The 25,272-nt window shown below is 69.8% G+C and carries 25 protein-coding genes; 19 read left to right on the plus strand and 6 right to left on the minus strand.

Annotation, left to right across the window (positions count from 1 at the left end; all coding sequences use genetic code 11):
• Window positions 1–7: 7 nt before the first annotated feature.
• The 10 genes from ACFV9C_RS24575 (at window position 8) to ACFV9C_RS24620 (ending at window position 11,734) form a co-directional block, all read left to right on the plus strand.
• Complete coding sequence (locus ACFV9C_RS24575; protein WP_380197070.1) at window positions 8–1,318, plus strand: extracellular solute-binding protein; 1,311 nt, start codon at window positions 8–10, stop codon at window positions 1,316–1,318.
• Between the two features lie 105 nt (window positions 1,319–1,423).
• Window positions 1,424–2,431 (plus strand): LacI family DNA-binding transcriptional regulator, encoded by a 1,008-nt coding sequence (locus tag ACFV9C_RS24580; protein ID WP_380197072.1) that lies wholly within the window; start codon window positions 1,424–1,426, stop codon window positions 2,429–2,431.
• A 55-nt stretch (window positions 2,432–2,486) separates the two neighbouring features.
• Window positions 2,487–3,569: a S1C family serine protease gene (locus tag ACFV9C_RS24585; protein WP_380197074.1), complete on the plus strand. Its 1,083-nt coding sequence runs from the start codon at window positions 2,487–2,489 to the stop codon at window positions 3,567–3,569.
• Window positions 3,570–3,679: 110 nt separating this feature from the next.
• On the plus strand, window positions 3,680–5,023 hold the full coding sequence (locus tag ACFV9C_RS24590; protein ID WP_380197076.1) for an extracellular solute-binding protein: 1,344 nt from the start codon (window positions 3,680–3,682) through the stop codon (window positions 5,021–5,023).
• Between the two features lie 2 nt (window positions 5,024–5,025).
• A complete protein-coding gene (locus ACFV9C_RS24595; protein WP_380197613.1) occupies window positions 5,026–5,895 on the plus strand; it encodes a carbohydrate ABC transporter permease in 870 nt (289 codons plus the stop codon).
• On the plus strand, window positions 5,892–6,716 hold the full coding sequence (locus ACFV9C_RS24600) for a carbohydrate ABC transporter permease (RefSeq protein WP_380197077.1): 825 nt from the start codon (window positions 5,892–5,894) through the stop codon (window positions 6,714–6,716). Before ACFV9C_RS24595 ends, ACFV9C_RS24600 begins: the two co-directional genes overlap by 4 nt.
• Before the next feature lie 2 nt (window positions 6,717–6,718).
• A complete protein-coding gene (locus ACFV9C_RS24605) occupies window positions 6,719–7,432 on the plus strand; it encodes a GntR family transcriptional regulator (RefSeq protein ID WP_380197079.1) in 714 nt (237 codons plus the stop codon).
• Window positions 7,429–8,415 (plus strand): ROK family protein, encoded by a 987-nt coding sequence (locus tag ACFV9C_RS24610; RefSeq protein WP_380197081.1) that lies wholly within the window; start codon window positions 7,429–7,431, stop codon window positions 8,413–8,415. The genes ACFV9C_RS24605 and ACFV9C_RS24610 overlap by 4 nt, the downstream gene beginning before the upstream one ends.
• Window positions 8,412–9,098, plus strand: a complete 687-nt coding sequence (locus ACFV9C_RS24615; RefSeq protein WP_380197082.1) for an N-acetylmannosamine-6-phosphate 2-epimerase — start codon at window positions 8,412–8,414, stop codon at window positions 9,096–9,098. The genes ACFV9C_RS24610 and ACFV9C_RS24615 overlap by 4 nt, the downstream gene beginning before the upstream one ends.
• A gap of 59 nt (window positions 9,099–9,157) precedes the next feature.
• Window positions 9,158–11,734 (plus strand): DUF3376 domain-containing protein, encoded by a 2,577-nt coding sequence (locus ACFV9C_RS24620; protein WP_380197083.1) that lies wholly within the window; start codon window positions 9,158–9,160, stop codon window positions 11,732–11,734.
• Here the strand turns inward: ACFV9C_RS24620 and ACFV9C_RS24625 are convergent.
• The 4 genes from ACFV9C_RS24625 to ACFV9C_RS24640 form a co-directional block, all read right to left on the minus strand.
• On the minus strand, window positions 11,709–12,533 hold the full coding sequence (locus ACFV9C_RS24625) for a DUF3097 domain-containing protein (protein WP_380197085.1): 825 nt from the start codon (window positions 12,531–12,533) through the stop codon (window positions 11,709–11,711). The two genes, ACFV9C_RS24620 and ACFV9C_RS24625, sit on opposite strands and share 26 nt — an antisense overlap.
• 9 nt (window positions 12,534–12,542) lie before the next feature.
• Window positions 12,543–14,072: an NCS1 family nucleobase:cation symporter-1 gene (locus ACFV9C_RS24630; protein ID WP_380197087.1), complete on the minus strand. Its 1,530-nt coding sequence runs from the start codon at window positions 14,070–14,072 to the stop codon at window positions 12,543–12,545.
• A 79-nt stretch (window positions 14,073–14,151) separates the two neighbouring features.
• Window positions 14,152–14,919, minus strand: coding sequence for an MBL fold metallo-hydrolase (locus ACFV9C_RS24635; RefSeq protein WP_380197089.1), 768 nt, complete (start codon window positions 14,917–14,919; stop codon window positions 14,152–14,154).
• A 10-nt stretch (window positions 14,920–14,929) separates the two neighbouring features.
• The gene (locus tag ACFV9C_RS24640) at window positions 14,930–15,310 is read right to left on the minus strand and encodes an EF-Tu/IF-2/RF-3 family GTPase (RefSeq protein ID WP_380197091.1); all 381 of its coding nucleotides are present in this window, start codon (window positions 15,308–15,310) and stop codon (window positions 14,930–14,932) included.
• 93 nt (window positions 15,311–15,403) lie between these two features.
• Here ACFV9C_RS24640 and ACFV9C_RS24645 point away from each other — a divergent pair, with 93 nt between their 5' ends.
• The 6 genes from ACFV9C_RS24645 to ACFV9C_RS24670 all read left to right on the plus strand — a co-directional run bounded on the left by ACFV9C_RS24645 (window position 15,404) and on the right by ACFV9C_RS24670 (window position 20,685).
• Complete coding sequence (locus ACFV9C_RS24645) at window positions 15,404–16,045, plus strand: ThuA domain-containing protein (protein WP_380197093.1); 642 nt, start codon at window positions 15,404–15,406, stop codon at window positions 16,043–16,045.
• On the plus strand, window positions 16,030–17,133 hold the full coding sequence (locus ACFV9C_RS24650; protein ID WP_380197095.1) for a Gfo/Idh/MocA family protein: 1,104 nt from the start codon (window positions 16,030–16,032) through the stop codon (window positions 17,131–17,133). Before ACFV9C_RS24645 ends, ACFV9C_RS24650 begins: the two co-directional genes overlap by 16 nt.
• A 49-nt stretch (window positions 17,134–17,182) precedes the next feature.
• On the plus strand, window positions 17,183–18,205 hold the full coding sequence (gene hrcA, locus ACFV9C_RS24655; RefSeq protein ID WP_380197097.1) for a heat-inducible transcriptional repressor HrcA: 1,023 nt from the start codon (window positions 17,183–17,185) through the stop codon (window positions 18,203–18,205).
• 25 nt (window positions 18,206–18,230) lie between these two features.
• Window positions 18,231–19,376 (plus strand): molecular chaperone DnaJ, encoded by a 1,146-nt coding sequence (gene dnaJ, locus ACFV9C_RS24660; RefSeq protein WP_380197099.1) that lies wholly within the window; start codon window positions 18,231–18,233, stop codon window positions 19,374–19,376.
• Window positions 19,377–19,597: 221 nt separating this feature from the next.
• A complete protein-coding gene (locus ACFV9C_RS24665) occupies window positions 19,598–20,314 on the plus strand; it encodes a 16S rRNA (uracil(1498)-N(3))-methyltransferase (protein WP_380197101.1) in 717 nt (238 codons plus the stop codon).
• A gap of 38 nt (window positions 20,315–20,352) precedes the next feature.
• Complete coding sequence (locus ACFV9C_RS24670; RefSeq protein WP_380197102.1) at window positions 20,353–20,685, plus strand: ArsR/SmtB family transcription factor; 333 nt, start codon at window positions 20,353–20,355, stop codon at window positions 20,683–20,685.
• A gap of 1 nt (window position 20,686) precedes the next feature.
• Here ACFV9C_RS24670 and ACFV9C_RS24675 read toward each other — a convergent pair whose 3' ends face one another.
• Window positions 20,687–21,763 (minus strand): Gmad2 immunoglobulin-like domain-containing protein, encoded by a 1,077-nt coding sequence (locus ACFV9C_RS24675; RefSeq protein WP_380197104.1) that lies wholly within the window; start codon window positions 21,761–21,763, stop codon window positions 20,687–20,689.
• Window positions 21,760–22,269 carry a SigE family RNA polymerase sigma factor gene (locus ACFV9C_RS24680; protein ID WP_380197105.1) on the minus strand — a complete coding sequence of 170 codons (510 nt, stop codon included), beginning with the start codon at window positions 22,267–22,269 and terminating at the stop codon, window positions 21,760–21,762. Before ACFV9C_RS24680 ends, ACFV9C_RS24675 begins: the two co-directional genes overlap by 4 nt.
• 283 nt (window positions 22,270–22,552) lie before the next feature.
• On the opposite strand from ACFV9C_RS24680, the gene ACFV9C_RS24685 reads away from it, so the two are divergent.
• From ACFV9C_RS24685 to ACFV9C_RS24695, 3 genes are read left to right on the plus strand one after another with little or no spacing between them, the layout of a single operon-like run.
• Window positions 22,553–23,479 carry a PhoH family protein gene (locus ACFV9C_RS24685; RefSeq protein ID WP_380197614.1) on the plus strand — a complete coding sequence of 309 codons (927 nt, stop codon included), beginning with the start codon at window positions 22,553–22,555 and terminating at the stop codon, window positions 23,477–23,479.
• Window positions 23,476–23,952, plus strand: coding sequence for an rRNA maturation RNase YbeY (gene ybeY / locus ACFV9C_RS24690; RefSeq protein ID WP_380197107.1), 477 nt, complete (start codon window positions 23,476–23,478; stop codon window positions 23,950–23,952). The genes ACFV9C_RS24685 and ybeY overlap by 4 nt, the downstream gene beginning before the upstream one ends.
• A 7-nt stretch (window positions 23,953–23,959) precedes the next feature.
• Complete coding sequence (locus tag ACFV9C_RS24695) at window positions 23,960–25,264, plus strand: hemolysin family protein (protein ID WP_380197109.1); 1,305 nt, start codon at window positions 23,960–23,962, stop codon at window positions 25,262–25,264.
• Window positions 25,265–25,272 lie beyond the last annotated feature (8 nt).

Below are 25,272 nucleotides of genomic sequence, written 5' to 3' on the forward strand. Positions count from 1 at the left end.
ACACCCCATGCGGCCGAGTGTCCGCTATCGCCCCGTAGCCGGCCTGCTCGCCGGTGCCGCCATGCTGCTCGTCACCGCCTGCGCCGGTGGATCCGACGGCTCCAGGGCCGCCGACGGCCCGAAGATCGAGCTCACCGTCGCGACGTTCAACGAGTTCGGGTACGCCGACCTGTACGCCGAGTACGAGGCCCAGCACCCGAACATCACGATCACCGAGCAGCACGCGAAGACCGTCGACGACCATGTGAAGAACCTGGACGCCAACCTGGCCCGCGGCACCGGGCTGGCCGACATCGAGGCGATGGAGGTCAGCTGGATCTACAAGTACCTGGCGAAGTCGGACAAGTTCGTCGACCTGCGCAAGTACGGCGCGGACGACCTGAAGGACCGCTGGCTGGGCTGGAAGCTCGACGGCGCGACCAGCACCGACGGGAAGATCATCGGGTACGGCACGGACATCGGGCCGGAGGCGATCTGCTACCGGCGCGACCTGTTCGCGAAGGCCGGGCTGCCCACCGACCGGGCGCGGGTGGCAACGCTGTTCCAGGACTGGCCGTCGTACTTCGCGGCCGGCCGGAAGTTCAAGCAGCGCGTCCCGGGATCGGCGTGGTACGACTCCGCCGTCCTGACCTGGGAGGCGATGCGCAACCAGCTGATCCAGGCGTACTACTCCAACGAGGACCGCTTCCTCGGCGCCGAGAACCCGCTGCTGAAACGCACCTGGGACCAGGTCGTCGCGGGCAGCAGGGACGGCCTGTCGGCAGGGCTGCCGGCCTGGAGCGACGCCTGGAACTCGGCGTTCCGCACCGACAAGTTCGCGACGATGGCCTGCCCGGGCTGGCTGCTCGGCGTCATCCAGGACAACGCGGGCGCCTTCGGCAAGGGCAAGTGGGACGTCGCGGACGTGTTCCCCGGCGGCGGTGGCAACTGGGGCGGGTCGTACCTGACCGTCCCGGTGCAGTCGCCGCACCCCGAGGAGGCCGCCAAGCTCGCCGCCTGGCTGACCGCGCCGGAGCAGCAGGTGAAGGTGTTCAAGAAGATCGGCTCGTTCCCGTCCACGCTGGACGCGTACGACGACCCGCAGGTGAAGTCGCAGGTGAACGCATACTTCAACAACGCGCCGGTCGGGCAGATCTTCGTCGACCGGGCGCGCAGCGTGATCCTCAAGCAGCACAAGGGCCCGCGGGACGGCGAGATCAACCAGATCTTCACGGCCGCGCTGGCCCGGGTCGACGCCGGCAAGCAGCCGCCGGACGCCGCCTGGAAACAGGCGCTCGCCGAGGCGGACAAGGTCGCGAACGTCCGGGTCGGCAGCTGAAGTTTTCTGCCGACACGCCCCACCTCGGTGGCCAACGACCGACGCGTGATCGACCGGCGAGGTACTACGGTGTGAACGCAGGCCGATCACGTACCGAGGAGGGCCATGAACGAGTCCGGTTCTCCGACACTGGAACAGGTTGCGGCGCTCGCGGGTGTGTCCCGGGCGACCGTCTCGCGAGTCGTCAACGGGTCGCCGAAGGTGCTGCCGGACACGGTGGCCGCGGTTGAGCAGGCGATCCTCCAGCTCGGCTACGTCCCGAACCGGGCGGCCCGCGCGCTGGTGACCCGGCGTACGGACTCGATCGCGATCGTCGTACCGGAGCCGGACAGCCGGGTGTTCTCGGACCCGTTCTTCGCCGGCATGCTGAGCGGGGTCAGCCGGACGCTGGCGCCGACGCCGTCCCAGCTGGTGCTGCTGATCGAGCCCGCGGAGGCCGATGACCGGCGCCTGCTGCGGTACCTGCGCGGCGGGCACGTGGACGGCGCGATCATCATCAGCCACCACGGCCGCGACAACGTGCTGCAGGAGCTGGCGCTCTTGCCGCTGCCGATCGTGTTCAGCGCGCGGCCGCTCGGCGTCGACGTACCGGTCGCGAGTGTGGACGTGGACAACGTCGCCGGCGCGCGGACCGGCGTACAGCACCTGCTGGCGATCGGGCGCCGGAAGATCGCGACGGTCGCCGGGCCGCTCGACATGACCGCGGGCATCGACCGGCTGACCGGCTACCAGGAAGTGATGAAGGAGGCCGGGCTGCCCGCGATGATCGGGTACGGCGACTTCACCGCGGACGGCGGCGAACAGGCGACGCTCCGGCTGCTGGACGACCACCCCGACCTGGACGGGCTGTTCGTGGCCTCCGACCTGATGGCGACCGCCGCGCTCCGGGTGCTCTCGCAGAGTGGGCGGCGGGTCCCCGCCGACGTCGCGGTGGTCGGCTTCGACGACTCGGTGCTGGCCACCACGACCACGCCGAAGCTCACCACGGTCCGGCAGCCGGTGGAGCAGCTCGGTGCGCGGCTGGCCGAGATCCTGCTCGCGAAGATCGCCGGCGCCGAGCACACCACGCCCGAGATCTACAGCACCGAACTGGTGATCCGCGACAGCGCGTGACCGTTCCTCTCCCCGGTGGTAGCGTCGAACGGCGGGCCATGAGGAGGGGAGCCACTTGGTCCAAGCTGACAGCGGTTCGTCCGGCTGGCGTCCGACGCCGCCCTTGATGGTGGCGGTGGCCGTCGGGCTGGTCGTGGGCGCGCTGATCACCGCGATTGTCTTCCTCGCGACCCGCGGCGATCGGACCACACCGGCCGCTGCTGCGGACACCGGTACGGCGATGTGCGCCGCGATCCCGGTGGCGAACGAGGTGCTGCCGTCCGTCGTCACGATCGCCGCGCAGCGCGGCAACCAGAGCGGGACCGGGTCCGGGCAGGTGTTCCGGGACGGCGGCTACATCCTCACCAACGACCACGTCATCTCGGTCGCGGCCGGGGCGGGCGGCGCGGTGACGGTCCGGTACAGCGACGGGCACACGGCCGCGGCGACGATCGTCGGGCGGGACCCGAGCACGGACCTCGCCGTACTGAAGGCGGCCGACGGGGCGAAGGGCTTTCCGGTGATCGCGCTCGGGTCGTCCGCGACACTGCGGGTCGGCCAGCCGGTGGTCGCGCTCGGCGCACCGCTGGGGCTGAGCAGTACGGTCACGTCCGGCATCGTCAGCGCGCTCGACAGGTACGTACCAGTGCCGGGTGAAGGCGTCACGCATCACCTGATCGGCGCGATCCAGACCGACGCGTCGATCAACCCGGGCAACAGCGGCGGCGCGCTGGTCGACTGCGCGGGCCACCTGATCGGGGTGAACGCGGCGATCGCCACCGTGCCGAACGCGAGCGGTGTCTCCGGCGGCGGCAGCGTCGGGCTGGGTTTCGCGATCCCGATCGACGTCGCGAAAGAGGTCGCCGGCCAGCTGATCAGCACCGGACGGCCGGGGCATCCGACGACCGGCCTGCAGGTGCAGACGTTGCCGCAATCCCAGCAGCAGCAGGGATTGTTCGTCCTCGCCGCCGAAGGCCCGGGGACCGAGGCCGGCCTGCGTGCCGGTGACGTGATCACCACGATCGACGGCCGGCCCGCGACCAACAGCGAGCAGCTCGTGGTCGCGACGCTGACCCGCAAGGCCGGCGACAAGATCGAGATCGGCTACTCCCGGAACGGCACCGCGGCCACTACCACGCTGGTGCTCGCCGCCTCCTGACCGATCTGCTCCGCAAGTGGACCTGACCACTTGCACTCACTTTCGCTGGACATGAGCGCAAACTGTGCCTATTCTCCCTTCATTGGTCCGTACCAGTTGGGAGTCCAAGGATGAATGTGAAGGCAGCCGGGCTGGCCCTCGCCCTCGCCGCCGGCATCGCGCTGGCGGGTTGTGCGCCCAGTACCGGGTCCAAGACCGGCGGCAGCGCCGGTGCTGCCGGCAGTGGCAGCGGGACCGTGAAGATGGTGCTGTGGCCCGGGCCCGAGGGTGACGCCATGGGTAAGGTCGTCGAGGCCTACAACGCCGGCCAAGGTGCGACGGACAAGATCAAGGTCGAGATGACCCTGCTGTCCCGCCAGGACACCTTCTCCAAGGAAGCCACGCTGATGGCGGCGAAGTCGAGCCAGCAGGACATCTACTTCGTGGCCAGCTACAACGTCGGCCAGTACGCCAACTCGCTCGACCCGCTGACGTCGGTGGACGCGAGCAACTACTTCCCGGTCGCGGTCGACGGGCTGAAGTACCAGGACAAGCAGTACGCGCTGCCGCTGGACGTCTCGAACCACTTCCTGCTGTACCGCAAGGATCTCGTCGACGCGCTGCTCGCGACCAAGAGCCAGTGGCCGGCGTACCAGGCCGTGGCCGCGAAGGCGATCGGGGAGAAGCGCGACCCGAAGCCCGCCGCCGAATGGGACTGGCAGGACTATGTCGCAATGTCGGCCTGGTTCAGCAAGACCGCGAACCCGGCGTCGCCGACGCGGTACGGCACGATCCTGCAGGCCAAGAACCTGCTCTACAACACGATGATCTGGGACGACGTGCTCTGGGGCGAGGGCGGCTCCTGGACCACCACGGACGGCAAGGCCAACCTGAACACCGACGCGGCCAAGAAGGCGGTCGGTGTCTACAGCACGATCTACAAGAACGGCTGGACCTCCAAGGACAGCTCGCAGGCCGAGTTCCCGGAGACCCAGGCCGCGTTGAAGGCCGGTACGACGGCGTTCGCGCTGCAGTGGTCGGCCGGCTTCGCCGAGCTCAACGACAAGGCCAAGTCGCCGCTGGTCGCGGGCAAGATCGCGATCGCCCCGGTGCCGGGCCAGAAGACCCACGTGCACGCGCTCGCGGTGGCGCTGAACAAGTACTCGGGCAACAAGGACGCCGCGAAGAAGTTCCTCGGCTACCTCGCCACCCCGGACGCGATGACGGCGTACGCCAAGGCCGGCGGCATCCCGGCGATGCCATCGGTGCTGAAGGCGAACACCGCGATCAACCCGGCGTTCGGGCAGATCGCGGAGTCGATCGACAAGTACGGCTACTCGGTGCCGGTGTTCCCGAACACCTTCGAGGCGTACAGCAAGCTCGCCGAGAGCCTCAGCGGCGCGTGGGTCGGCCAGCAGGACGCCGGTACGGCGGTGGAGACCGCGAACACCGCGCTGCAGAAGCTGCTCGGGTGAGCATGCGTTCCACGTCCCGCGTCCCGAAGTGGGTGCTGGGTTCGCCGCTGATCGTGTTCGCACTGATCTTCGTGGCGTACCCGGTCTACCAGGGCATCCAGACCGGCTTCTACGGCCTCTCACTGCAGAACCCGGAGACCGCGTTCACCGGTGTGGAGAACTTCCGCACCGTGCTGACCGATCCCGGGTTCCGGGCGGCCGCGAGGTTCACCGCGCTGTTCGCGCTGGCGGTGACCGCGATCGAGACCCTGCTCGGCTTCGGCCTGGCGCTGCTGGTGAACCGCGAGTTCCCCGGCAAGAAGGTGTTCTTCACGATGCTGCTGGTGCCGATCATGGTCGCCCCGGCGCTGCTCGGCGTGATGTTCCGGCTGCTGCTGAACGGCGACATCGGCCTGGTGCCGGCCGCCCTGCGCGGCGTGGGCCTGGACGTCTCGCTGTTCGCGCCGGACACGGTGGTCCCGTTGCTCGTCCTGCTCGACGTCCTGCAGTGGACGCCGTTCGCGTTCCTGGTGATGTACGCCGGCCTGCAGTCGTTCCCGGCCGACGTACTGGAGGCCGCCCAGGTCGACGGCGCCGGGCGGCTGCGGACCGTGCGCTCGATCGTCGTACCGATCATGAAGCCGATCATCTTCGCGGCGATCTTCCTGCGGCTGATCGACGCGCTCCGGACCTTCGACGTGATCTACGTACTGACCGCCGGCGGACCGGGGACGAAGACCACCACGATGAGCATCTACATCTACAAGACCGCGTTCGAGTCCGGGCGGTTCGGGCTGGCGGCGGCCGCGTCGGCGATCGTGATGGTGGTCCTGCTGCCGTTCGTCCCGCTGTTCGTGAAGCGGATCGCGAACCCGGACGGGGCGGCCCGATGACCGCCCGCAAACGGCGGTTGTGGGGTACGACGGCCGCCGTCGGCCTGATCGCCGTCGTCGTCAACGTGCCGTGGTTCAACGCGCTGTTCGTCAGCTTCCGGTCCGACGGCGACATCTCCCGCGGCGCGACCGCGATCGGTACGCCGACCGGCGCGCACTACGCGAACGCGCTCGGTGCCGCGGGGTACGACTTCCCGCGGTTCTTCCTGAACTCAGGCCTGATCGCGCTCGGCGCGGTCGTGCTGGTGCTGGCGATCGCGATCCCCAGCACGTACTCCGCGATCCGGCTCGGCTTCGGCGGCCGGTTCGTCATGAACGCGTCCAGCGGGCTGCGGCTGCTGCCGGCGATCTTCTTCGCGGTGCCGTACTTCCTGCTGATGTCGAACCTCGGACTGCTCGACACCGTGCCCGGGCTGATCCTCGCGAACACGTTCCTGAACCTGCCGCTGGCGATCATCCTGCTGTCGGCCGGGTTCCGCGACGTACCGGTCGAGATCGAGGAGGCCGCCAAGGTCGACGGCGCGAACACCTACCGGATCCTGTACTCGGTGCTGATGCCGATCCTGGCGCCGTCGCTGGTCGCGGTCGCCGTTCTGGTGTTCATCTTCTCCTGGAACGACTACCTGTTCGCGCTGGTGCTGTCCTCGTCGAACGCGACCCCGATCACGCTCGGCGCCGCGAACTTCGTGACCAGCACCGGCATCCGGTGGGGCGACATCTCGGCGACGGCTATCCTCTCAACCCTGCCGCCGGTGCTGTTCGCCGTCTTCGCCCAGCGGTACCTGGTCAGCGGCCTCGCGGCCGGCGCGGTGAAGGGGTGACCATGCCAGCACTGGAGCGGCCGAAGTACGAACAAGTTGCGGACGAGATCGCGCGACGGGCGGGAGAGTTGCAGCCGCACGACCACCTCCCGTCCGAGCGCGACCTGATGCAGCAGCTCGACGTCAGCCGGATGACCGTGCGGCGCGCGATCGATCAGCTGGTCCGGCGCGGGGTCATCTACCAGGTGCACGGGTCCGGGACGTTCGTCGCCGACCCGGACGTGGTCACCAAGACACTCCGGCTGACCAGCTTCACCGAGGACATGCAGCAGCGTGGGCTGACGCCGTCGACGACAGTTCTGCGTACGGCGGTGCAGCCGGCGACGGACGATGTCGCCCGGCGGCTGCGGATCGAGCCGGGGGCCGACGTACTCGTGCTGGAACGGTTGCGGCTGGCGGACGGTACGCCGATGGCGCTGGAGTCGGTGCACCTGCCGGCGATGGGGACGGACTGGTCCGCGTTCGATCCGGCCGCGTCGCTGTACGCGCAGCTGAGCGCGGCCGGGATCACCGTGGAGCGGGCCGCACAGTCCATCCACGCAGTGAACCTCGACCGCGACCAGGCGTACCACCTCGACCAGGCGGTCGGCGCCGCCGCGTTGCGCGTCACCCGCGTCAGCTACACCGAGGCCGGCGTACCGGTGGAGATCGCCGAAACCATCTACCGCGGCGACCGCTACGACTACGACCTCGTGATCTCCCGGGCGGCCCAGTGATCCTGGTCGCCGACATCGGCGGAACAAAGATCGCCGCCGCCCGGGTCGGCGGCGACGGCGCACTGTGCTCGGAGATCCACCAGGCTCCGACCCCGCCCGAGGACGCGCCCGCTCCGGACGGAACGGAGCCCTCCGCTTCCTCCACCTGGCCCCCGGGCGAGGCGTCCGCCTCCTCCACCACCTTCACCACCTCCGCCGGCGGGGCGGCCCGCGTCGTCGACGCGGTTGTTGAGTTGTTGGAGGGGCTGCGGGGGCCCGGTGACGTTGGTGTGGCGATTTCCGCTGCTGGGGTTGTGGATGTTGGTGCGGGGCGGGTGCTCAGTTCGACGAGCAGTATCGGTGGGTGGGGTGGTACGCCGCTCGCGGAGCGTGTGTCTGCGCGAGTCGGGTTGCCGGTGCGGGTGCTCGGGGACGGGAACGCCTTCGGGGTCGGGCTGGCGATCGAGTACGGCGTACCGGACCTGTTGGCGTTGGTCGCGGGGACGGGGATCGGTGGGAGCTTGATCCTCGACGGCGAGCCGGTGCTCGGGGCGCACCATGCGGGTGGGCACTTCGGGCATGTGGTCTCTGCCGAGGCGGCGGGGATGCCCTGTCCCTGTGGGCGGATCGGCCATCTCGAGGCGGTGGCCAGCGGCTACGGGATCCTTGCCTGGTACCACGCCAACGGCGGCGATCCCGCGGTCACCACGACCCGCGACCTGACCCGCCGTACGGACGAACTCGCCCGGACGGCCCTGCACACCGGCGGTACGGCGCTGGGGGCCGCGGCGGCCGGTCTGGTGAACGCGATCGATCCGCGGCTGGTCGTCGTCGCGGGCAGTGTCGCCCGCGCGGGCGAGGTGTGGGAGTCGGCGCTGCGGACGGCGTACCGGGACGGGCTGATCCCGGCGGTCGCGGAGACGCCGCTCGAGGTGTCGGACGGTGGTGCGGAGACGGCGCTGCGCGGGGCAGCGCATTACGTGATGAGGAGGATGAAGGCATGATCGCGCGTACGGGGGAATCGGCGCTTGCCTCGATCAAGGGGCGACTGGTCGTGTCCTGCCAGGCGTACCCCGGAGAGCCGATGCGGTCGCCGGCCATCATGGCGGCCGTCGCGCAGGCGGTCGTGCAGGGCGGCGCGTACGGCGTCCGCGCGCAAGGCATCGAGGACCTGAAGGCGATCCGCCCGTTGATCGACGTCTGCCTGATCGGCCTGGTGAAACGCGGCTCGGACGGCGTCTTCATCACGCCCACCGTCGCGGACGCGGTCGACTGCGTCACCGCCGGCGCGGACATCGTCGCGCTCGACGGCACCGCTCGCGAACGCCCGGACGGCCGGCCGCTGGCCGCGAGCATCGCCGCCGTCCACGACCGCGGCGCGCTGGTGATGGCCGACTGCGGGAGCCTCGACGACGCGCTCCACAGCATCGACGCCGGCGCGGACTGCGTCGGCACCACGCTGGCCGGCTACACCGGCGCCCGCCCGCTCAGCCGCGGCCCGGACCTCGAACTCCTCGCCGAACTCGTTGGTCACCTCAACGTTCCGGTGATCGCCGAAGGCCGGATCCGCAACCCGCAGGACGCCCAGACCTGCCTGACCACCGGCGCCTACGCCGTCGTGGTAGGCACCGCGATCACCCACCCCACCCGAATCACCCGAACCTTCGTCGACCATCTGCACACCTGACCGCAAGAGTCGGTACGGTAGACGTTCGGCTTCGGTGAGGGCTGGAGGGTACGCGGCGGATGAGTGACCACGAGATCCGGATTGCTCTGGTACTGAACGGGGGTGTCAGTCTGGCGGTCTGGATGGGGGGCGTGACGCACGAGCTGGATCTGATCCGGCGGGCGTCCGGCGGGTCCGGGGTGCCGGGTCCGCAGCGGTACGACGCGGTGATCGCGGACCGGTGGCGGGAGTTGTGCCGGCGGGGCGACGAGCAGCGGCGGGTCGTCGTGGACGTGATCGCGGGGACGAGCGCCGGCGGGCTGAACGGGTCCTTGCTGGCGACCGCGATCGCGAACGGGTCGACCCTCGACCCGGACAGCGAGAACGGACCGTGGCTGCGGCAGAAGTGGGTCGCGCTCGGGTCGCTCGACGTCGGCAAGCTGGTCCCGTCCGCGGGCGTGAAGTCGCCGTCGGTGCTGGACGGCAAGTACTTCCTGAAACAGGTCGAGGGGCTGCTGAAGGACGTCGCCGACGCGGGCGAGAGCGCCGCCGAGGAGCCGGTGACGTTGTTCGTGACCGCGTCCGGGCTGGGCGTGCAGCAGTTCGAGGCGAAGGACGCGGCCGGCCAGGCGTTCGTCGTACCGGACCATCGGTATCTGTACGGCTTCACCAGCGAGGACGCGCCGACGTACGACGGGGCGAAGCGGAAGTTCGTCACCGAGGACAAGAACGGGCTGAAGGACACCGAGCTGCTGGCGCGCGCGGCGCGGGCGTCCGCGTCGTTCCCGGCCGCGTTCGGCCCGGTACTCGAGACGCCCGAGCTGGCCGCCCAGCCGCCGCGGATGCGTCCCGGTCCGGCCGAGGCCGGCGCCTGGCTGATCGACGGCGGCGTACTCGACAACGCGCCGTTCGGCCCGGTGCTCGACGTCGTCGCCCGCCGCCCGGTCACCAGCAAGGCGACCCGCTACGTGCTGTACGTCGTACCGTCCGCCGGGATCGGGCACGCGTCGACGGCGCTGCCCGCGGCGAAGGAGCCGAGCTGGCGGGTGTCCGCGCTGTCCGCGGTGCAGTTCCCGCGCGAGGTGGACTTCCGGTCGGACGTCGAGCAGCTCGAACGCCTGCTGCTGGAGGCGGACGCGTCCTGGTCCGACACCCAGCGGCTCTTCGATCGTTGCCTGGAGCAACCGGACGAGCGGACCCGGCTACGGGCGGCCGCCACCGCGCTGCAACCGGCGTACTCGCGGGGCCGTGCGGCCGGCGGGGTGTGGGAGGCCGTGACGATCGCGAGCCACGACCAGTCGACCGTCCTGGACGCGGCGACCGCCCTGTCGGAGTCCGAGATCGACGAGGTACTGCGGACCGAACACCCGTGGGTGCCCGCGCCGGACGGGTCGACGACCGCGCTGCACGAGGACGCCGACGGAAAGCCGGTCTGGCTGTGGGGGACCGGCTCGGCGGAACGGATCGTCCGGCTGATCCTGCGCTCGCTGCGGACCGAGATCAGCGCGTCGGGGCGCGCGGAACGACCCGGGCTGGAGAAGCGGCTGACCGCGGCGAGCGACTGTCTGCTGAAGGTGCAGGCGGTCCGCGACGCCCTCGACGTACAGCTGGCGGCCGCGCACCTCGACCTGCGCCCGGCCGGCGGTGCGGAGGCGGTCGCGGTCGGGCTGAACGACATCTTCGAGCAGTTGCAGGTCCAGCGCACGCTCGGCGACACGTTCGCGGCGCTGACCAAGAGTGTCGGCCAGGAACTGGTGGACCTCGCGCTCGACGTCGAGATCGTGTCCCGGTGTACGTCGGCGCGGACACCGGAGCAGCGCAGCGCGCCGTTCCAGTTCCTCCGGCTCGGGCCGGACATCCCGCTCGCGGTGCTCGACGACCTGCAGGAAGGGTCGATCGCGAACGAGCTCAACGACCGCATCCTGTACGGCAGCCAGGTCGGCCACTTCGGTGCGTTCGGTGCCGCGGACTGGCGGCGGTGGGACTGGCTGATGGGCCGGCTGCACTGTGTCGCGCACCTCGGCGCGATGCTCGGCGCCGACGCGGACTGGATCCGCGAGACCCAGCACCAGGTGCTGCAGGCCGAGGGCTGGCAGCTGGACGCGGTCTCCGAGCGGATCGAGCGGCTGGCCCGCGACTTCCCGGTCGACGCCGGGATGGGCGCGCTGCTGACGATGCGGGACGAACTGAACGCGTCACCGGAGGGCCGCGCGATCACGAAGGGCCTCGCGGACCGGATGGTCGACGTGTCCGGCGGACTCGGCCCGCAGGTCGGCGACTGGGTGAAGGCGACCGCCGGGCGGAAGCACCAGCCCGGCTCGTGGCTGCTGCGGACCGCGCGCTGGTTCACCGAGCCGGCCCGGGAGGCCGTGTGGGAGCGGACCGTGCGCGGTGCCAAGCTGACGCCCGCGCAACGGCCGCCGGTCTTCGAGCCATGGTTGCCCCTGGCAACAGCCGCGCTGGGGATCGTGCTGCTGGTGGTCGCCGCCGCGGTCGGCCCGCTCCGGCTGATCGCCGCCGTACTCGCCGGCGCGATCCTGGCCCTCAGCGCCGTCCTCGGCGCCATCACCTGGTACGTCCGCCGGACCCGCCGGCGCATCCGCGCGTGGCTGGAGACGCGGATGCCGCCGATCAGTCCAGAGTCACGAAGTCGATGAGTTCCTCGACCCGGCCGAGCAGCGACGGGTCGAGGTCGGCGAAGCTGTTCACCTTGGACAGGATGTGCTTCCAGGCCGCGGCGACGTCGGCCTGGTCGGTGGCCGGCCAGCCGAACGACTGCAGCACGCCCTTCTTCCAGTCCTGCCCGTGCGGGATCCGCGGCCACGCCTTGATCCCGACCGACGCCGGCTTGACCGCCTCCCAGATGTCGATGAACGGGTGCCCGACGACGAGGACGTAGCGGTTGCTGACCTGCGCCGCGATCTTCGATTCCTTCGAGCCCTCGACCAGGTGGTCGACGAGGACGCCGAGCCGCCGGCCGGGGCCGGGCTGGAACCGGTTGACGATCTCGACCAGGTCGTCGACGCCTTCGAGGTACTCGACCACGACGCCCTCGATCCGCAGGTCGTCGCCCCAGACCTTCTCGACGAGCTCGGCGTCGTGCCGGCCCTCGACGTAGATCCGGCCGGCCCGGGCGACCTTGGCGCGGACGTTGTCGACGGCCACCGAACCGGACGCGGTCCGGGTCTTCTTCGCCGGGCCGGCCTTCTTCGGCGGCTTCAGGCTGACCGGTTTGCCGTCCAGCCAGAACCCCGGCCCGAGCGGGTACGTCCGGATCTTGCCGTGCCGGTCCTCGAGGTCGACGACGCCGTGCTCCCAGCGCACGATCGCCCCGACGAACCCGGAGCTGGGCTCCTCGACGACCATCCCCTTCTCGATCTCGACCTCGACGGTCCGCCCGTTCTTGGGCTTGCGCCAGTCACCCGCGAGTACGTCGTTCCCATACCTGTCGGCCACGCGCCAACTCTAATAAGTAGGAGCCGCGTGCGTGGCCGTCGACTGGCGGTTCGGCGCCGTCAGTGTGAGGACGAGGTACGCCAGGAATCCGACCGCCAGACCGACCGCCCAGGAGTAGTCGTACAGGGGTTTGAGGAACGGGATGAGGCCGTTCTGCGGGAACGGGCCGGCGCCTGGGTTCGAGTACGCGCCGCCGACCGCGAGCACCGAGCCGAGCAGGGTCGCGACCACGCCACGCCAGTTCCAGCCGGCCGAGTACCAGTACCGGCCGTCCACCTTGTAGAGGTCCGCGAGCTGCAGGTTCGTCCGGTCGAGCAGCCAGTACCCGGCGATCAGTACGCCGGCCACCGACGCCAGCAGACCGCCGTAGAACGACAGCCACACGAAGATGTAGATCGACGGGTCCGAGATCAGCCGCCACGGCTGGATGACGATCCCGACCACACCGGTGAGCAGGCCCGCGGTGCGGAAGTTCAGCCAGCGCGGCAACGCGTTCGCGAAGTCGTACGACGGACTCACCACGTTCGCCGCGACGTTGCAGGACATCGTCGCGAGGATCGCCATGATCAGGCCGATCGTGACGATCACCGGGTTCTGGAACCGGCGGGTGAGCTCGACCGGGTCCCAGATCGCCGAGCCGTACAGCACCACGGTGCCCGACGTGGTGATGATCGAGACCAGCGCGATGAACGACATCGTGGTCGGCAGGCCGATCACCTGGCCCCACACCTGCGCGCGCTGGCCCTTCCCGAACCGGGTGAAGTCCGGCATGTTCAGCGACAGCGTCGCCCAGAACGCGATCATGCCCATCAGCGACGGCGCGAAGATCTTCCAGAAGTCCGGTCCCCAGCCGAGCTTCGACGGCTGCGACAGGATCGGCCCGAAGCCGCCGGCCTTCACCAGGATCGCCACCATCAGCGCCACGAACGCGATCGTGACCAGCGGCGCGGCCCAGTTCTCGAACCGGCGCAGGCCCTCGATGCCGCGGAAGATCAGCACCATCTGCAGGGCCCAGAAGAACAGGAAGCTCAGCCACATCGTCCACGGGTGGCCGCCGACTGCGGACGCCTCGGTCCAGCCCTTGCCGAACAGCTCGCCGACGATCACGAAGATCGCCTGGCCGCCGATCCAGGTCTGGATCCCGAACCAGCCGCAGGCGATGAACGCCCGGAGCAGCGCCGGGAAGTTCGCGCCGCGGACCCCGTAGAACGCCCGTGCGAAGACCGGGAACGGGATGCCGTACTTCGTGCCCGCGTGGCTGTTCAGCAACAGCGGGACCAGGACGATCAGGTTCCCGAGGGTGATCGTGAGGAACGCCTGCAGCCAGTTCATCCCGAGCGCGACCAGCCCGGACGCGAGCAGGTAGCTCGGGATGTTGTGCGCCATCCCCATCCACAGGGCGGCGTAGTTGTAGGTCGTCCAGGTCCGCTCGGGCAGCCGCGTCGGCGCCAACTCGGCGTTCGCGTACGGACTGCCTCGGAGTGCTTCGGAATCTGTCAGCTCGACGCGTCCGTCGGGATGAACGGTCTGTATGGCCATAGGTCCCACCCCATCCGGTCGGGCGAAGTCCGTTCCGAACAAATTGCGGGAACAGCGACCCGATGTCAACGGAAAGGGCTTATCCAGGGCCGAGCAACGGGAGACTCGGGCGTTGCGGGGTGCCGAGTACGGCGTAGCCGCGGCGGATCGCGTCCTGGAGCTTCTCGACCGGCCAGGGCCAGTCCTCGGTGCTCCGCAGGGCGTCGTCCAGCGAGGTGCCGGCGTGGTGCAGGGACGAGATCAGGTTCGCGACCCTGCCCAGCTCGATCGCCTGGTCGTGCGCGAACTCCAGGTCGACGACGGCACCGTGCCCCGGGACGATCCGCACGGTCGGCGGCATCATCCCGACCACGGCCTGGATCGTGTCCGGCCACTCCAGCGGGAACGAGTCCGCGCCGTACGACGGCGGCGCCGACTCCTCGAGCAGGTCGCCGACGAAGAACACCTCGACGTCCGGTACCGCGACCACGGTGTCGCCGGACGTGTGCGCGTTGCCGACCCACAGCAGCTCGACGCGGCGGTCGCCGAGGTCGATCACCTTCGCGGCCGCGAACGTCGTACCGGCGAGGTTCTCCTCAGCGGCGGCGTTCTCGTGCAGGAAGACCTCGGCGCCCTCGAAGACGCCGTTGCCGTTCACGTGGTCGAAGTGGGCGTGGGTGTTGACGACCCACTTCACCGGGAGGTCGGTGAGTTCACGGATGTGGTCGCGGAGCTGTTCGGCCTCCGCGGTGGTCGCGCGGGTGTCGATCACCAGCGCGCCGTCGGCGCCGGCGACCAAGCCGACGTTGAGGTCCCATTCGTCGTACCGGCGGACCCACGTACGGTCGCCGAGTTCCGTCCAACTCATGCGCTCGACATTACTTGCTGAGCACATCGCCCCTGGCGACCTGGTCCCGCTTGACGCCGCGGAGCAGCAGCCCGACGTTGTCGCCGGCCTTGGCGGTCCGCATGATCTTGCGGAACATCTCGACCCCGGTCACCTCGACCTGCGCCAGCGGCTGCCCGGCGCGGCTGATCATCACCTGCTCGCCGACCGACACGGTCCCGGTCCGCACCTGCCCGGTGACCACGGTCCCGCGCCCGGTGATCGAGAACACGTCCTCGACCGTCAGCCCGAACGACCCCACCGGCAGGGTGTCCTGCGGGCGCTCGGGAAAGCTGTTCGGCTGGGCGTGCCCGCGCGCCAGCATCTCCTGCGGATCCATCGGATTCGACCGCTTCCAGAACTTCCAGCCCATGCCTTGAGAGTAGTGGTTGGCAAGCCCTCTCCCTTCGACTTAAGGTCGCAAGTGTTCCGAACGGAACTCCGAAACTTTCGAAGGGTGGCCGGTGTGACGACACGACGTGCGGTTGTGGTCCGGGGTGGCTGGGAGGGGCACTCGCCGGTCGAGGCGACCGACCTGTTCATCCCGTACCTGAAGGAGAACGGCTACGAGGTGACGGTCTCGGACACCACCGCGGCCTATCTCGACCTGGACGGCGTCGACCTCGTCGTGCAGTGCGTGACGATGAGCGAGATCGAGAACGACCACTTCAAGGGCCTGGAGGCGGCGATCCGGCGCGGTACCGGGTTCGCCGGATGGCACGGCGGGATCGCGGACTCGTTCCGCAAGAACGTCGACTACAGCTTCATCACCGGTGGGCAGTTCATCTCGCACCCGCACGGCTTCACCGACTATCGCGTCGACATCATTGCCGACCACCCGATTGTCGAAGGCATCAAGCACTTCGACGTCCACACCGAGCAGTACTACGTGCACGCCGACCCGACCAACAACGTGCTGGCCACCACCACGTTCGAGTCGCACCCGGACTACCCGTGGATCGAGGGCGCCGTGATGCCGGCGATCTGGACCCGGACCTGGGGTGAGGGCAAGGTGTTCGTCTGCACGGTCGGCCACAAGCTGGACGACCTGGAGACGCCTGAGGTCAGGACGATCATCGAGCGGGGGCTGCTGTGGGCGAGCAAGTGACGGGAATCGGCATCGTCGGTACGGGCGTCATCTCCGGCACGTACCTGGACCACCTGGCCAAGCTGCCCGGCGTCGACGTGGTCGCCGTCGCGGACCTGGACGTCTCGCGCGCGCAGGCGATCGCGGACCAGAACCCGGCCATCCGCGCGCTGTCGCCGGACGAGCTGTACGCCGCCGACGACGTGGACATCGTCCTCAACCTCACCATCCCGGCGGCCCACGCCGCCGTGCACCAGGCCGCACTGGCGGCGGGCAAGCACGTGTACGGCGAGAAGCCGCTGGCGATGGACCGCGCCGAGGCGGAGCCACTGCTGAAGTACGCCGCCGCCAACGACCTGCGGATCGGCTGTGCGCCGGACACGGTCCTCGGCACCGGTACGCAGACGGCGCGTGCGGTGATCGACCGCGGCGACATCGGTACGCCGCACGCCGCGACCGCGTTCATGGTCACCCCCGGCCACGAACTGTGGCACCCGGCGCCCGAGTTCTACTACAAGCCCGGCGGCGGCCCGGTCCTCGACATGGGCCCGTACTACGTCACCAGCCTGGTCACACTGCTCGGGCCGGTCGTCCGGGTCACCGCCCGCGCGGGCCGGGCGAAGCAGCAGCGGAAGGTCCACACCGGCCCCCGCGCCGGGACCGTGTTCGACGTGGAGGTGCCGACGCACGTCACCGGCGTACTGGAGCACGAGTCCGGCGCGCTGACCACCGTGCTGATGTCGTTCGACGTGTGGGCCGGGCGGCTGCCCCGGATCGAGGTCCACGGGACGGACGGCAGCCTGTCCGTACCGGATCCGAACGGGTTCGACGGGACTGTCGAGATCGTCACCCCGGAGCAGCGCGAGTGGACCGAGGTGCCGGTCGCTGGCGGGTACGCCGGGGCCGGCCGCGGGGTCGGTGTCGCGGACATGGCCCGGGCGTTGCGCACCGGCGAGCCGCACCGCGCGTCGGGGGAGTTGGCGTACCACGTGCTCGACGTACTGGAGTCGTTCATCGACTCCGCCGTACAGGATCAGCCGCTCGATGTGGCCAGTACCGTGACGCGTCCGGCGCCCGTTCCGTTGGGAGCCGCGCCCGGGACCGCCTAGACTGGCACTCTGAACGACTGAGTGCCAAGGGTCTGAAAGGGTGGTGCGCGTGCTGGACGACCGCAAGCTGGATGTGCTCCGCGCCATCGTCGAGGACTACGTCGCGACCCACGAGCCGATCGGGTCGAAGGCACTGGTCGACCGGCACAACCTCGGTGTCTCACCGGCCACCGTGCGTAACGACATGGCGGCGCTGGAGGAGGAGGGGTACATCACCCAGCCGCACACCAGCGCCGGCCGGATCCCGACCGACGCGGGCTACCGGCTGTTCGTCGACAAGCTGAGTACGGTCAAGACGCTGTCGGTGGCGGAGAAGAAGGCGATCACGTCGTTCCTGGCCGGTGCGGTCGACCTGGACGACGTGGTCCGGCGGACCGTGCGGCTGCTCGCCCAGATCACCCGCCAGGTCGCCATCGTGCAGTACCCGTCGCTCAACCGGTCGAGCGTGCGGCACATCGAGGTCGTCACGATGACCCCGCGCCGGCTGCTGCTGGTGCTGATCACCAGCAACGGCCGGGTCGAGCAGCGGATCGTCGAGCATCCGCACGACGTCGACGAGCAGCTGACCGCGGACCTGCGGTCCCGGCTGAACACCACGCTCGCCGGTCAGCGACTGACCGACGCGGCGACGACGCTGGCCGGCCTGCCCGAGCTGTTCGCGCCGACGGACCGCGCGCTGGTCTCGTCGATCGTCACCACGCTGTTCGAGGCGTTCACCGACGAGGTCGGCGAGCAGCGGATCGCGGTCGGCGGCGCCGCCAACCTGACCCGGTACGGCGACGACTTCGAGCGGAACGTGAAGCCGGTGCTGGAGGCGCTCGAGGAGCACGTGATCCTGCTCAAGCTGCTCGGCGAGGCGACCAACCCGCAGACGCTGACCGTCCGGATCGGTCACGAGAACCCGTTCGAGGAGCTGGCCACCACGTCGGTGGTCGCGACCGGGTACGGGCCGAAGTCGGAGGTGCTGGCGACGCTGGGCATCGTCGGGCCGACCCACATGGACTACCCCAGCACGATGGGCGCCGTACGCGCCGTCGCGCGCTATGTCAGCCAGATCCTGGCTGAATCATGACGATTACAACCCCCTGGTCTGGAGTATGAGCACCGATTACTACGCCGTCCTAGGTGTCAGCCGTGACGCGTCACCGGACGAGATCAAGAAGGCGTACCGCAAGCTGGCGCGCCAGTACCACCCGGACGTGAACGACTCCGAGGACGCGCACCAGAAGTTCCAGGAGATCGGGCGCGCGTTCCAGGTGCTCAGCGACCCGCAGAAGCGGCAGCTGCACGACCTCGGCGGCGACCCGTTCGCCTCCGCGGCCGGCGGGCCGGGCGGTGCCGCGGGCTTCGGGCAGGCGTTCACGTTCACCGACATCATGGACGCGTTCTTCGGGCAGACCGGCGGCGCGACCCGCGGGCCGCGGCCGCGGACCCGGCGCGGTCAGGACGCGCTGATCCCGCTCCGGATCGACCTGGCCGAGGCGGCCTTCGGTACGACGCGGGAGCTCAAGGTCGACACCGCCGTACTGTGCCCGACCTGTAGCGGGTCCGGCGCGGCGGCCGGGTCCGAGCCGGTCACCTGCGAGATCTGCCACGGGCGCGGCGAGGTGACGCACACGCAGCGGTCGTTCCTCGGCGAGGTGCGGACGATGCGCCCCTGCCCGAACTGCCGCGGCTACGGTACGACGATCCCGAACCCGTGTGTCGAGTGCTCCGGCGACGGGCGGGTGCGCTCCCGGCGTACCGTCACCGTGAAGATCCCCGGCGGCGTCGACAGCGGGACGCGGGTGCAGCTGTCCGGTCAGGGCGAGGTCGGCCCCGGCGGCGGCCCGGCGGGCGACCTGTACGTCGAGATCGAGGTCGAGCCGCACGAGATCTTCACCCGGAACGGCGACGACCTGCACTGCACGGTCACGCTGCCGATGACGGCGGCCGCGCTCGGTACCACGATCGACCTGCCGACGCTGGAGGGCGAGACCACGCCGCTGGAGGTCCGGCCCGGAACGCAGTCCGGGACGACGCAGACGCTGACGGCGCGCGGCGTACCCCGGCTGCGGCACGCCGGGCGCGGTGACCTGATCGTCCAGGTGATCGTCGAGACCCCCACCCGGCTCGACGACGCCCAGGCCGACCTGCTCCGCCAGCTCGCCGTGGCGCGCGACGAGGAACGCCCCCAGGGCCAGGTTCAGGCCACCCACAAGGGCGTCTTCGGCCGCCTCCGCGACGCCTTCGGCGCGCACTGACCCACACCCACACCCACACCCACACCCGCCACCGGCGCGCACCGGGCCGGCCCCGCCGCTCCCGCTTGGGCGAACCCTCCACTTCAGGGGGTGCCCTCTGAGCTGGAGGGTTGCCCCCTGAGAATTTGGCAGGGCAACCCTCCAGCTGAGGGGGCAACCCCGGGCGGGCGGGTCGTGAGAGTGTGGTGGTGGTGGCGGCGGTGTGCGTGGAGGTGTGGTCGGTGGGTGTTGCGGTCTTCTTCCGGGCCGGGCTCGACGGGGATGAGCTCGTGCTGGACGGACCCGAAGGGCGGCATGCGGCCGTCGTACGGCGGATCGGGCCGGGGGAGCGGATGCGGCTGACGGACGGGCGTGGGGACTGGGCCGAAGGGCCTGTGGTCGCCGCGTCCAAGGCCGGTGTGACGGTGGCTGTGGACGAGCGGGGGAGTACGCCGGCGTACGACCCGCGGGTGGTCGTGGTGCAGGCGGTGCCCAAGGGAGAGCGGGCCGAGCTCGCCGTAGAGATGTTGACCGAGGTCGGCGTCGACGTGATCGTGCCGTGGAACGCGGAGCGCAGTCAGTTCCGGGCGAACCCGGAGCGGGTCGAGAAGATGCTCGCGAAATGGCGGGCCTGGGCGTTCGAGGCGAGCAAGCAGTCCCGCCGCACCTGGTTCGCCGAGGTCGCCCCGCTGGCCACCACGGCCGACGTCGCGAAGCTCCTCGGCGCCGCGGCGCTCCCCGTCGTACTGCACGAGGAGGCCACCGTCCCGCTGGCCTCCCTCACGACCCCGCCGGCCGGCGACATCGTGCTGGTGATCGGCCCCGAGGGCGGTATCGCCCCGGCGGAACTGGACGCCTTCGCCACCACCCCGATCCGCCTCGGCGACACGGTATTGCGCACCTCGACGGCCGGCGTCGCCGCTGCCGCCGCGCTGCTCGCGCCGTCGCGCTGGCGATAACCTGTTAGACAGCAGCCGAACACGCGAGGACTGAACCCATGGCCGTCGAAACCGCCAGAGCCCGCACGCTCACGCACGTCGACCCGGTCGAGGTGACCCTGCAGTCCGCCCTCGACGCCCTCGCCGACCCGGTCCGCCGTTCGATCCTCCGCGACCTCGCCGCCCACGACGACTGGACCCGCGCCTGCGGCACGTTCGACCTCCCGGTCAAGAAGGCGACCGCCAGCCACCACTTCGCCGTACTGCGCTCCGCCGGCCTGATCGAGCAACGCGACGAAGGCGCCCGCCGCCTGAACCGCCTCCGCCGCCCCGAGTTCGACGCGGCCTTCCCCGGCCTCCTCACCGCCACCATCGACCGCGACGCCGACTGACCTACTTCACCAGGATGGCCTTGCTGTCGGTGTCGGTGACCGTGCCGTCGGCGGGGGACACGAGGTACACGCTGATCTGCCACGGTCCCGGGCTCAGCGTCAGCTGGAACGAGTACGGCGAGAACGCCTGACCCTGCTTGGTGTTCGTGTGACTCTTCCGGACCTCACGGGTCTTCAGGTTCGTCGCCTGGTAGTTGACCGTCGCCTCGAACGCGGCCGCGACACCCTGCACCGTGACCTTCGGCGTCAGCGCCTGGTCCTGGGTCGGCGAGTCGATCCACACGAGTGCCTGCACGTCGGAGGCCAGCGCCCGGTTCAGCGGCGAGCTGGCGTCGATCTGACCGAACAGCTGCTGCACCGCCTGGCCGTTCTGCGTGACGCGGATCGGGGTCTGGTCGTCCTTCAGCGCGCCCTGGACCGTGTAGACCAGCTGCTGCGCCGCGACCCGTGCCACATCCTCGTCGAGCGTCGCCTTCGGCAGCTGCTTGAAGTCGACCGTCACCTCGTCGTCGTCGCGGGTCACCGTGTTCACCGCGGCGCCGCGCCAGACCGAGTAGTAGTCCGGGTCGTTCGGGTTCTTCGTGGTCATGATCCGGACCGCCTGCTCCGCCGGGTGACCGCTGACCTTCGCCCAGGTGCGGTACAGCCGCGCGGACGTCTTCTTCTGCGCTCCCACCTGGGTGCCGAGCCAGTAGACCGGGACGACCATGTCGCGCACCGACGTCTCCGGTACGCCGCGGGTCCTCGGGGCCTGCGTGGGCATCGGGGAGGCAGTGAGGACCGTGGGGGTCTGGGTCGCCGGCAGGGCGGAGGTGGTGGTGCGTTGGCCGGCGACCGCGTCACCGTCGTTCGCGGTGTTCTCGGTGTTGGTGAAGACGGTGAACGCGCCGATCGCGGCGGCGGTGCCGACCGCGGCGACGCCGGCGGTCAGGAACCAGGGGCGGTGCGAGGACGGGCGCTGGGCGTGCGCGCGGTTGCGGATCTCCAGCAGCGCGTCGGCCGGCTCGATCCGGTCGGCCTCCTCGTGGAGTGCCCGCCGCATCAGCTCGTCGAACGGGTCGTGAGAGTTGTCGTTCATACGTTCTGCTCCAGGAGCTGGCGCAGCGACTTGGTCGCGCGCGCGGCGTGGCTCTTCACGGAGCCCCGGCTGATGCCCATCGTGTCGGCGATCTCCGCCTCCGACAGGTCACCGTAGTACCGCAGCACCATCACGGTGCGTTGCTTCTCCGGCAGGGTCCGCATCGCTTCGACGACCCGGTCGGTCTCCTCGGTCCGCAGTACCGCCTGCTCGGCGCTCGGTTCGTCGGGCAGCGACTTCGGGGTGTGCTTGTCCACCACGACGAGGTGGCGCTGACGGGACCGGCAGCGGTTCACCACCGCGGTCCGCAGGTACGCGAGCGCCTTGTGCGGATCGCGCAGCCGGTTCCAGCGGCCGTGCATCGCGACGAACGCGTCCTGCACGATCTCCTCGGCCGTGCCGGTGTCGCGCAGCAGCAGCGCGCCGAGGCGGACGAGCGACGTGTAGTGCGCGGTGTAGACAGCCGTCAGCGCCTCGTCTGCACTCCACGAGGACTCATGTGTCACGCACTCTTCGTACACCACGGCCGGTTGTGCCACGAAAAGACGACGCCAAGACTCCGTCCCAGGTTGACAACACCACAGCCGGTTCTGATGACAACCTGAGCGTCACCCGGGGAATTACACGTGAGGCTGTCGGCGGGGACGGCTAGCATGGAGACTCACATCACCAGTACTCAGGAGGAAGAGCCTGTCCAGGCCACGCAGTATCGAACCGGAAGCGCACCGCAACGGTGCGGCGACCGCCACGCAGGCGTCCCACAAGATCGTCGTGCCGAACAGCATCGACATGGTGGCCCTGCTCGGAGCCCGGGACGAGTTCCTCCGCATCATCGAGAAGGAGTTCGCCGCCGACATCATGGTCCGCGGCAACGAGATCACGCTGGTCGGTGAGCCCGCCGAACTGGCCCTCGCGGAACGGCTGATCGACGAGCTGATCGCGGTGATCCGGACCGGGCACGGGCTGACCGCCGACTCCGTCGAGCGCAGTATCGCGATGATCAAGCAGGCGACGGCCGAGAGCCCGGCCGACGTGCTGACCCAGAACATCCTGTCCAGCCGCGGCCGCACCATCCGGCCGAAGACGCTGAACCAGAAGCGGTACGTCGACGCGATCGACAAGAACACGATCGTCTTCGGCATCGGCCCGGCCGGTACCGGCAAGACCTACCTGGCGGTGGCCAAGGCGGTCCAGGCGCTGCAGGCCAAGGAGGTCAACCGGATCATCCTGACCCGGCCGGCCGTCGAGGCCGGTGAGCGGCTCGGCTTCCTGCCCGGCACCCTGTCGGAGAAGATCGACCCGTACCTGCGGCCGCTGTACGACGCACTGCACGACATGCTCGACCCGGAGTCCATCCCGCGGCTGATGACCGCCGGCACGATCGAGATCGCGCCGCTGGCCTACATGCGCGGCCGGACGCTGAACGACGCCTACATCATTCTGGACGAGGCGCAGAACACCTCGCCGGAGCAGATGAAGATGTTCCTCACCCGGCTCGGCTTCGGTTCGAAGATGGTGGTCACCGGCGACGTGACCCAGGTCGACCTGCCGAACGGGACGAAATCCGGCCTGCGGGTCGTGCAGGAAATTCTCGAAGGGGTGCAGGATCTGGCATTCTGCCGGTTGACATCGCATGACGTGGTGCGGCACAAGCTGGTCGGCCGGATCGTGTCGGCGTACGAAAACTACGAAGGCAGTGCTGATTCCCACCGATGAACGTCGAGGTCAACAACGAGTCCGGCGTGGAGATCGACGCGCACGGACTGATGCGGCTCAGCCGGTTCGTGATGTCGTCGCTGCGGCTGCACCCGGAGTGTGAGCTGTCGATCAAGCTGGTCGACGAGGACACCATGGCGCGGTATCACGTCGAGTTCCTGGACCTGCCGGGTCCGACCGACGTGATGTCGTGGCCGATGGACGAGCTGCGGCCGGGTTCGGACGGCGAGGCGGACGAGGACCTGCCGCTCGGGCACCTGGGCGACATCGCCCTCTGCCCGACGGTGGCCGCCGCCCAGGGCGCGAAGGCCGGCCACGGCACGTGGGCCGAGCTGGAGCTGCTGACCGTGCACGGCATCCTGCACCTGCTCGGGTACGACCACGCGGAACCCGCCGAGAAAGCCGAGATGTGGGACGTCCAGGGCCGCCTGCTGGAAGCATGGCGCGCCCCTGGTAATCGGCTAGAGGCGTGATAATCCGATGACTTCCCACGACCTGGTTCTGCTGGTTGTGGCTGCGGTGCTCGTTCTGCTGGCCGGGCTGTTCGCCGGTGCGGAGGCGGCGCTGTCGTCGTACTCGAAGGTGCGGGCGAACGAGCAGGTCGAGCAGGGCAACCTGCGCGCGGTCCGGCTGCGGGACCTGCTCTCCGACGCCCCGCGGTACCTGAACTCGCTGCTCCTGCTCCGGCTGATCTGCGAGATCACCGCGATCGTCCTGGTGACCCAGGCGCTGTCCGGCGTCCTGTCGGTGACCTGGGAGCACATCCTGATCACCGCGGTGGTGATGGTGCTGGTGTCGTACGTGATCATCGGCGTCGCGCCGCGGACGCTCGGCCGGCAGCACTCGGACCGGTTCGCGATCATCTCGGCCGGCCCGGTGATGGCGCTGACCCGGATCCTCGGGCCGCTGCCGAAGTTCCTGATCCTGATCGGCAACGCACTCACCCCGGGCAAGGGATTCGCCGAGGGCCCGTTCGCGACCGAGGCGGAGCTGCGCGCGCTGGTCGACTACGCGGAGAAGTCCGCCGTGATCGAGTCCGGCGAGCGGCAGATGATCCACTCGGTGTTCGAGCTCGGCGACACGATCGTCCGCGAGGTGATGGTGCCGCGGACCGACATGGTGTTCATCGAGAAGCAGAAGAAGCTCCGCCAGCTCACCTCGCTGGCGCTGCGCTCGGGGTACTCGCGGATCCCGGTGATCGGCGAGTCCCTGGACGACATCGTCGGTGTCGTCTATCTCAAGGACGTGATGCGCCGGGTGTACGACAACGCCCAGTCCGAGTCGACCGAGCGGGTCGAGTCGGTGATGCGGCCGTGCATGTACGTCCCGGACTCCAAGCCCGCCGACGAGCTGCTCCGCGAGATGCAGGCCGCCCGGATGCACCTGGCGATCGTCGTCGACGAGTACGGCGGCACCGCCGGCCTGGTCGCGATCGAGGACATCCTGGAGGAGATCGTCGGCGAGATCACCGACGAGTACGACGAGGACCCGGACTCGGTGCAGCAGCTGTCCGACGGCGCGTACCGGGTCTCCAGCCGGCTGCCGATCGACGAGCTCGGCGAGCTGTTCGGCGTACCGCTGGACGACGACGACGTGGACACCGTCGGCGGGCTGATGGCGAAACTGCTCGGCAAGGTGCCGATCCCCGGGGCGGAGGTCGCGATCGAGGGCCTGTCGCTGACCGCGGAGCGCCCGTCCGGCCGCCGGAACCAGGTAGGTACGGTTCTCGTACGGCGCGAGGAGCCAACCCCCGCGCCGCACGACCAGAACCACCAGCACGCCTGATCGCCTGA

The organism is Kribbella sp. NPDC059898, assembly GCF_042730855.1.
Lineage (GTDB): Bacteria > Actinomycetota > Actinomycetes > Propionibacteriales > Kribbellaceae > Kribbella.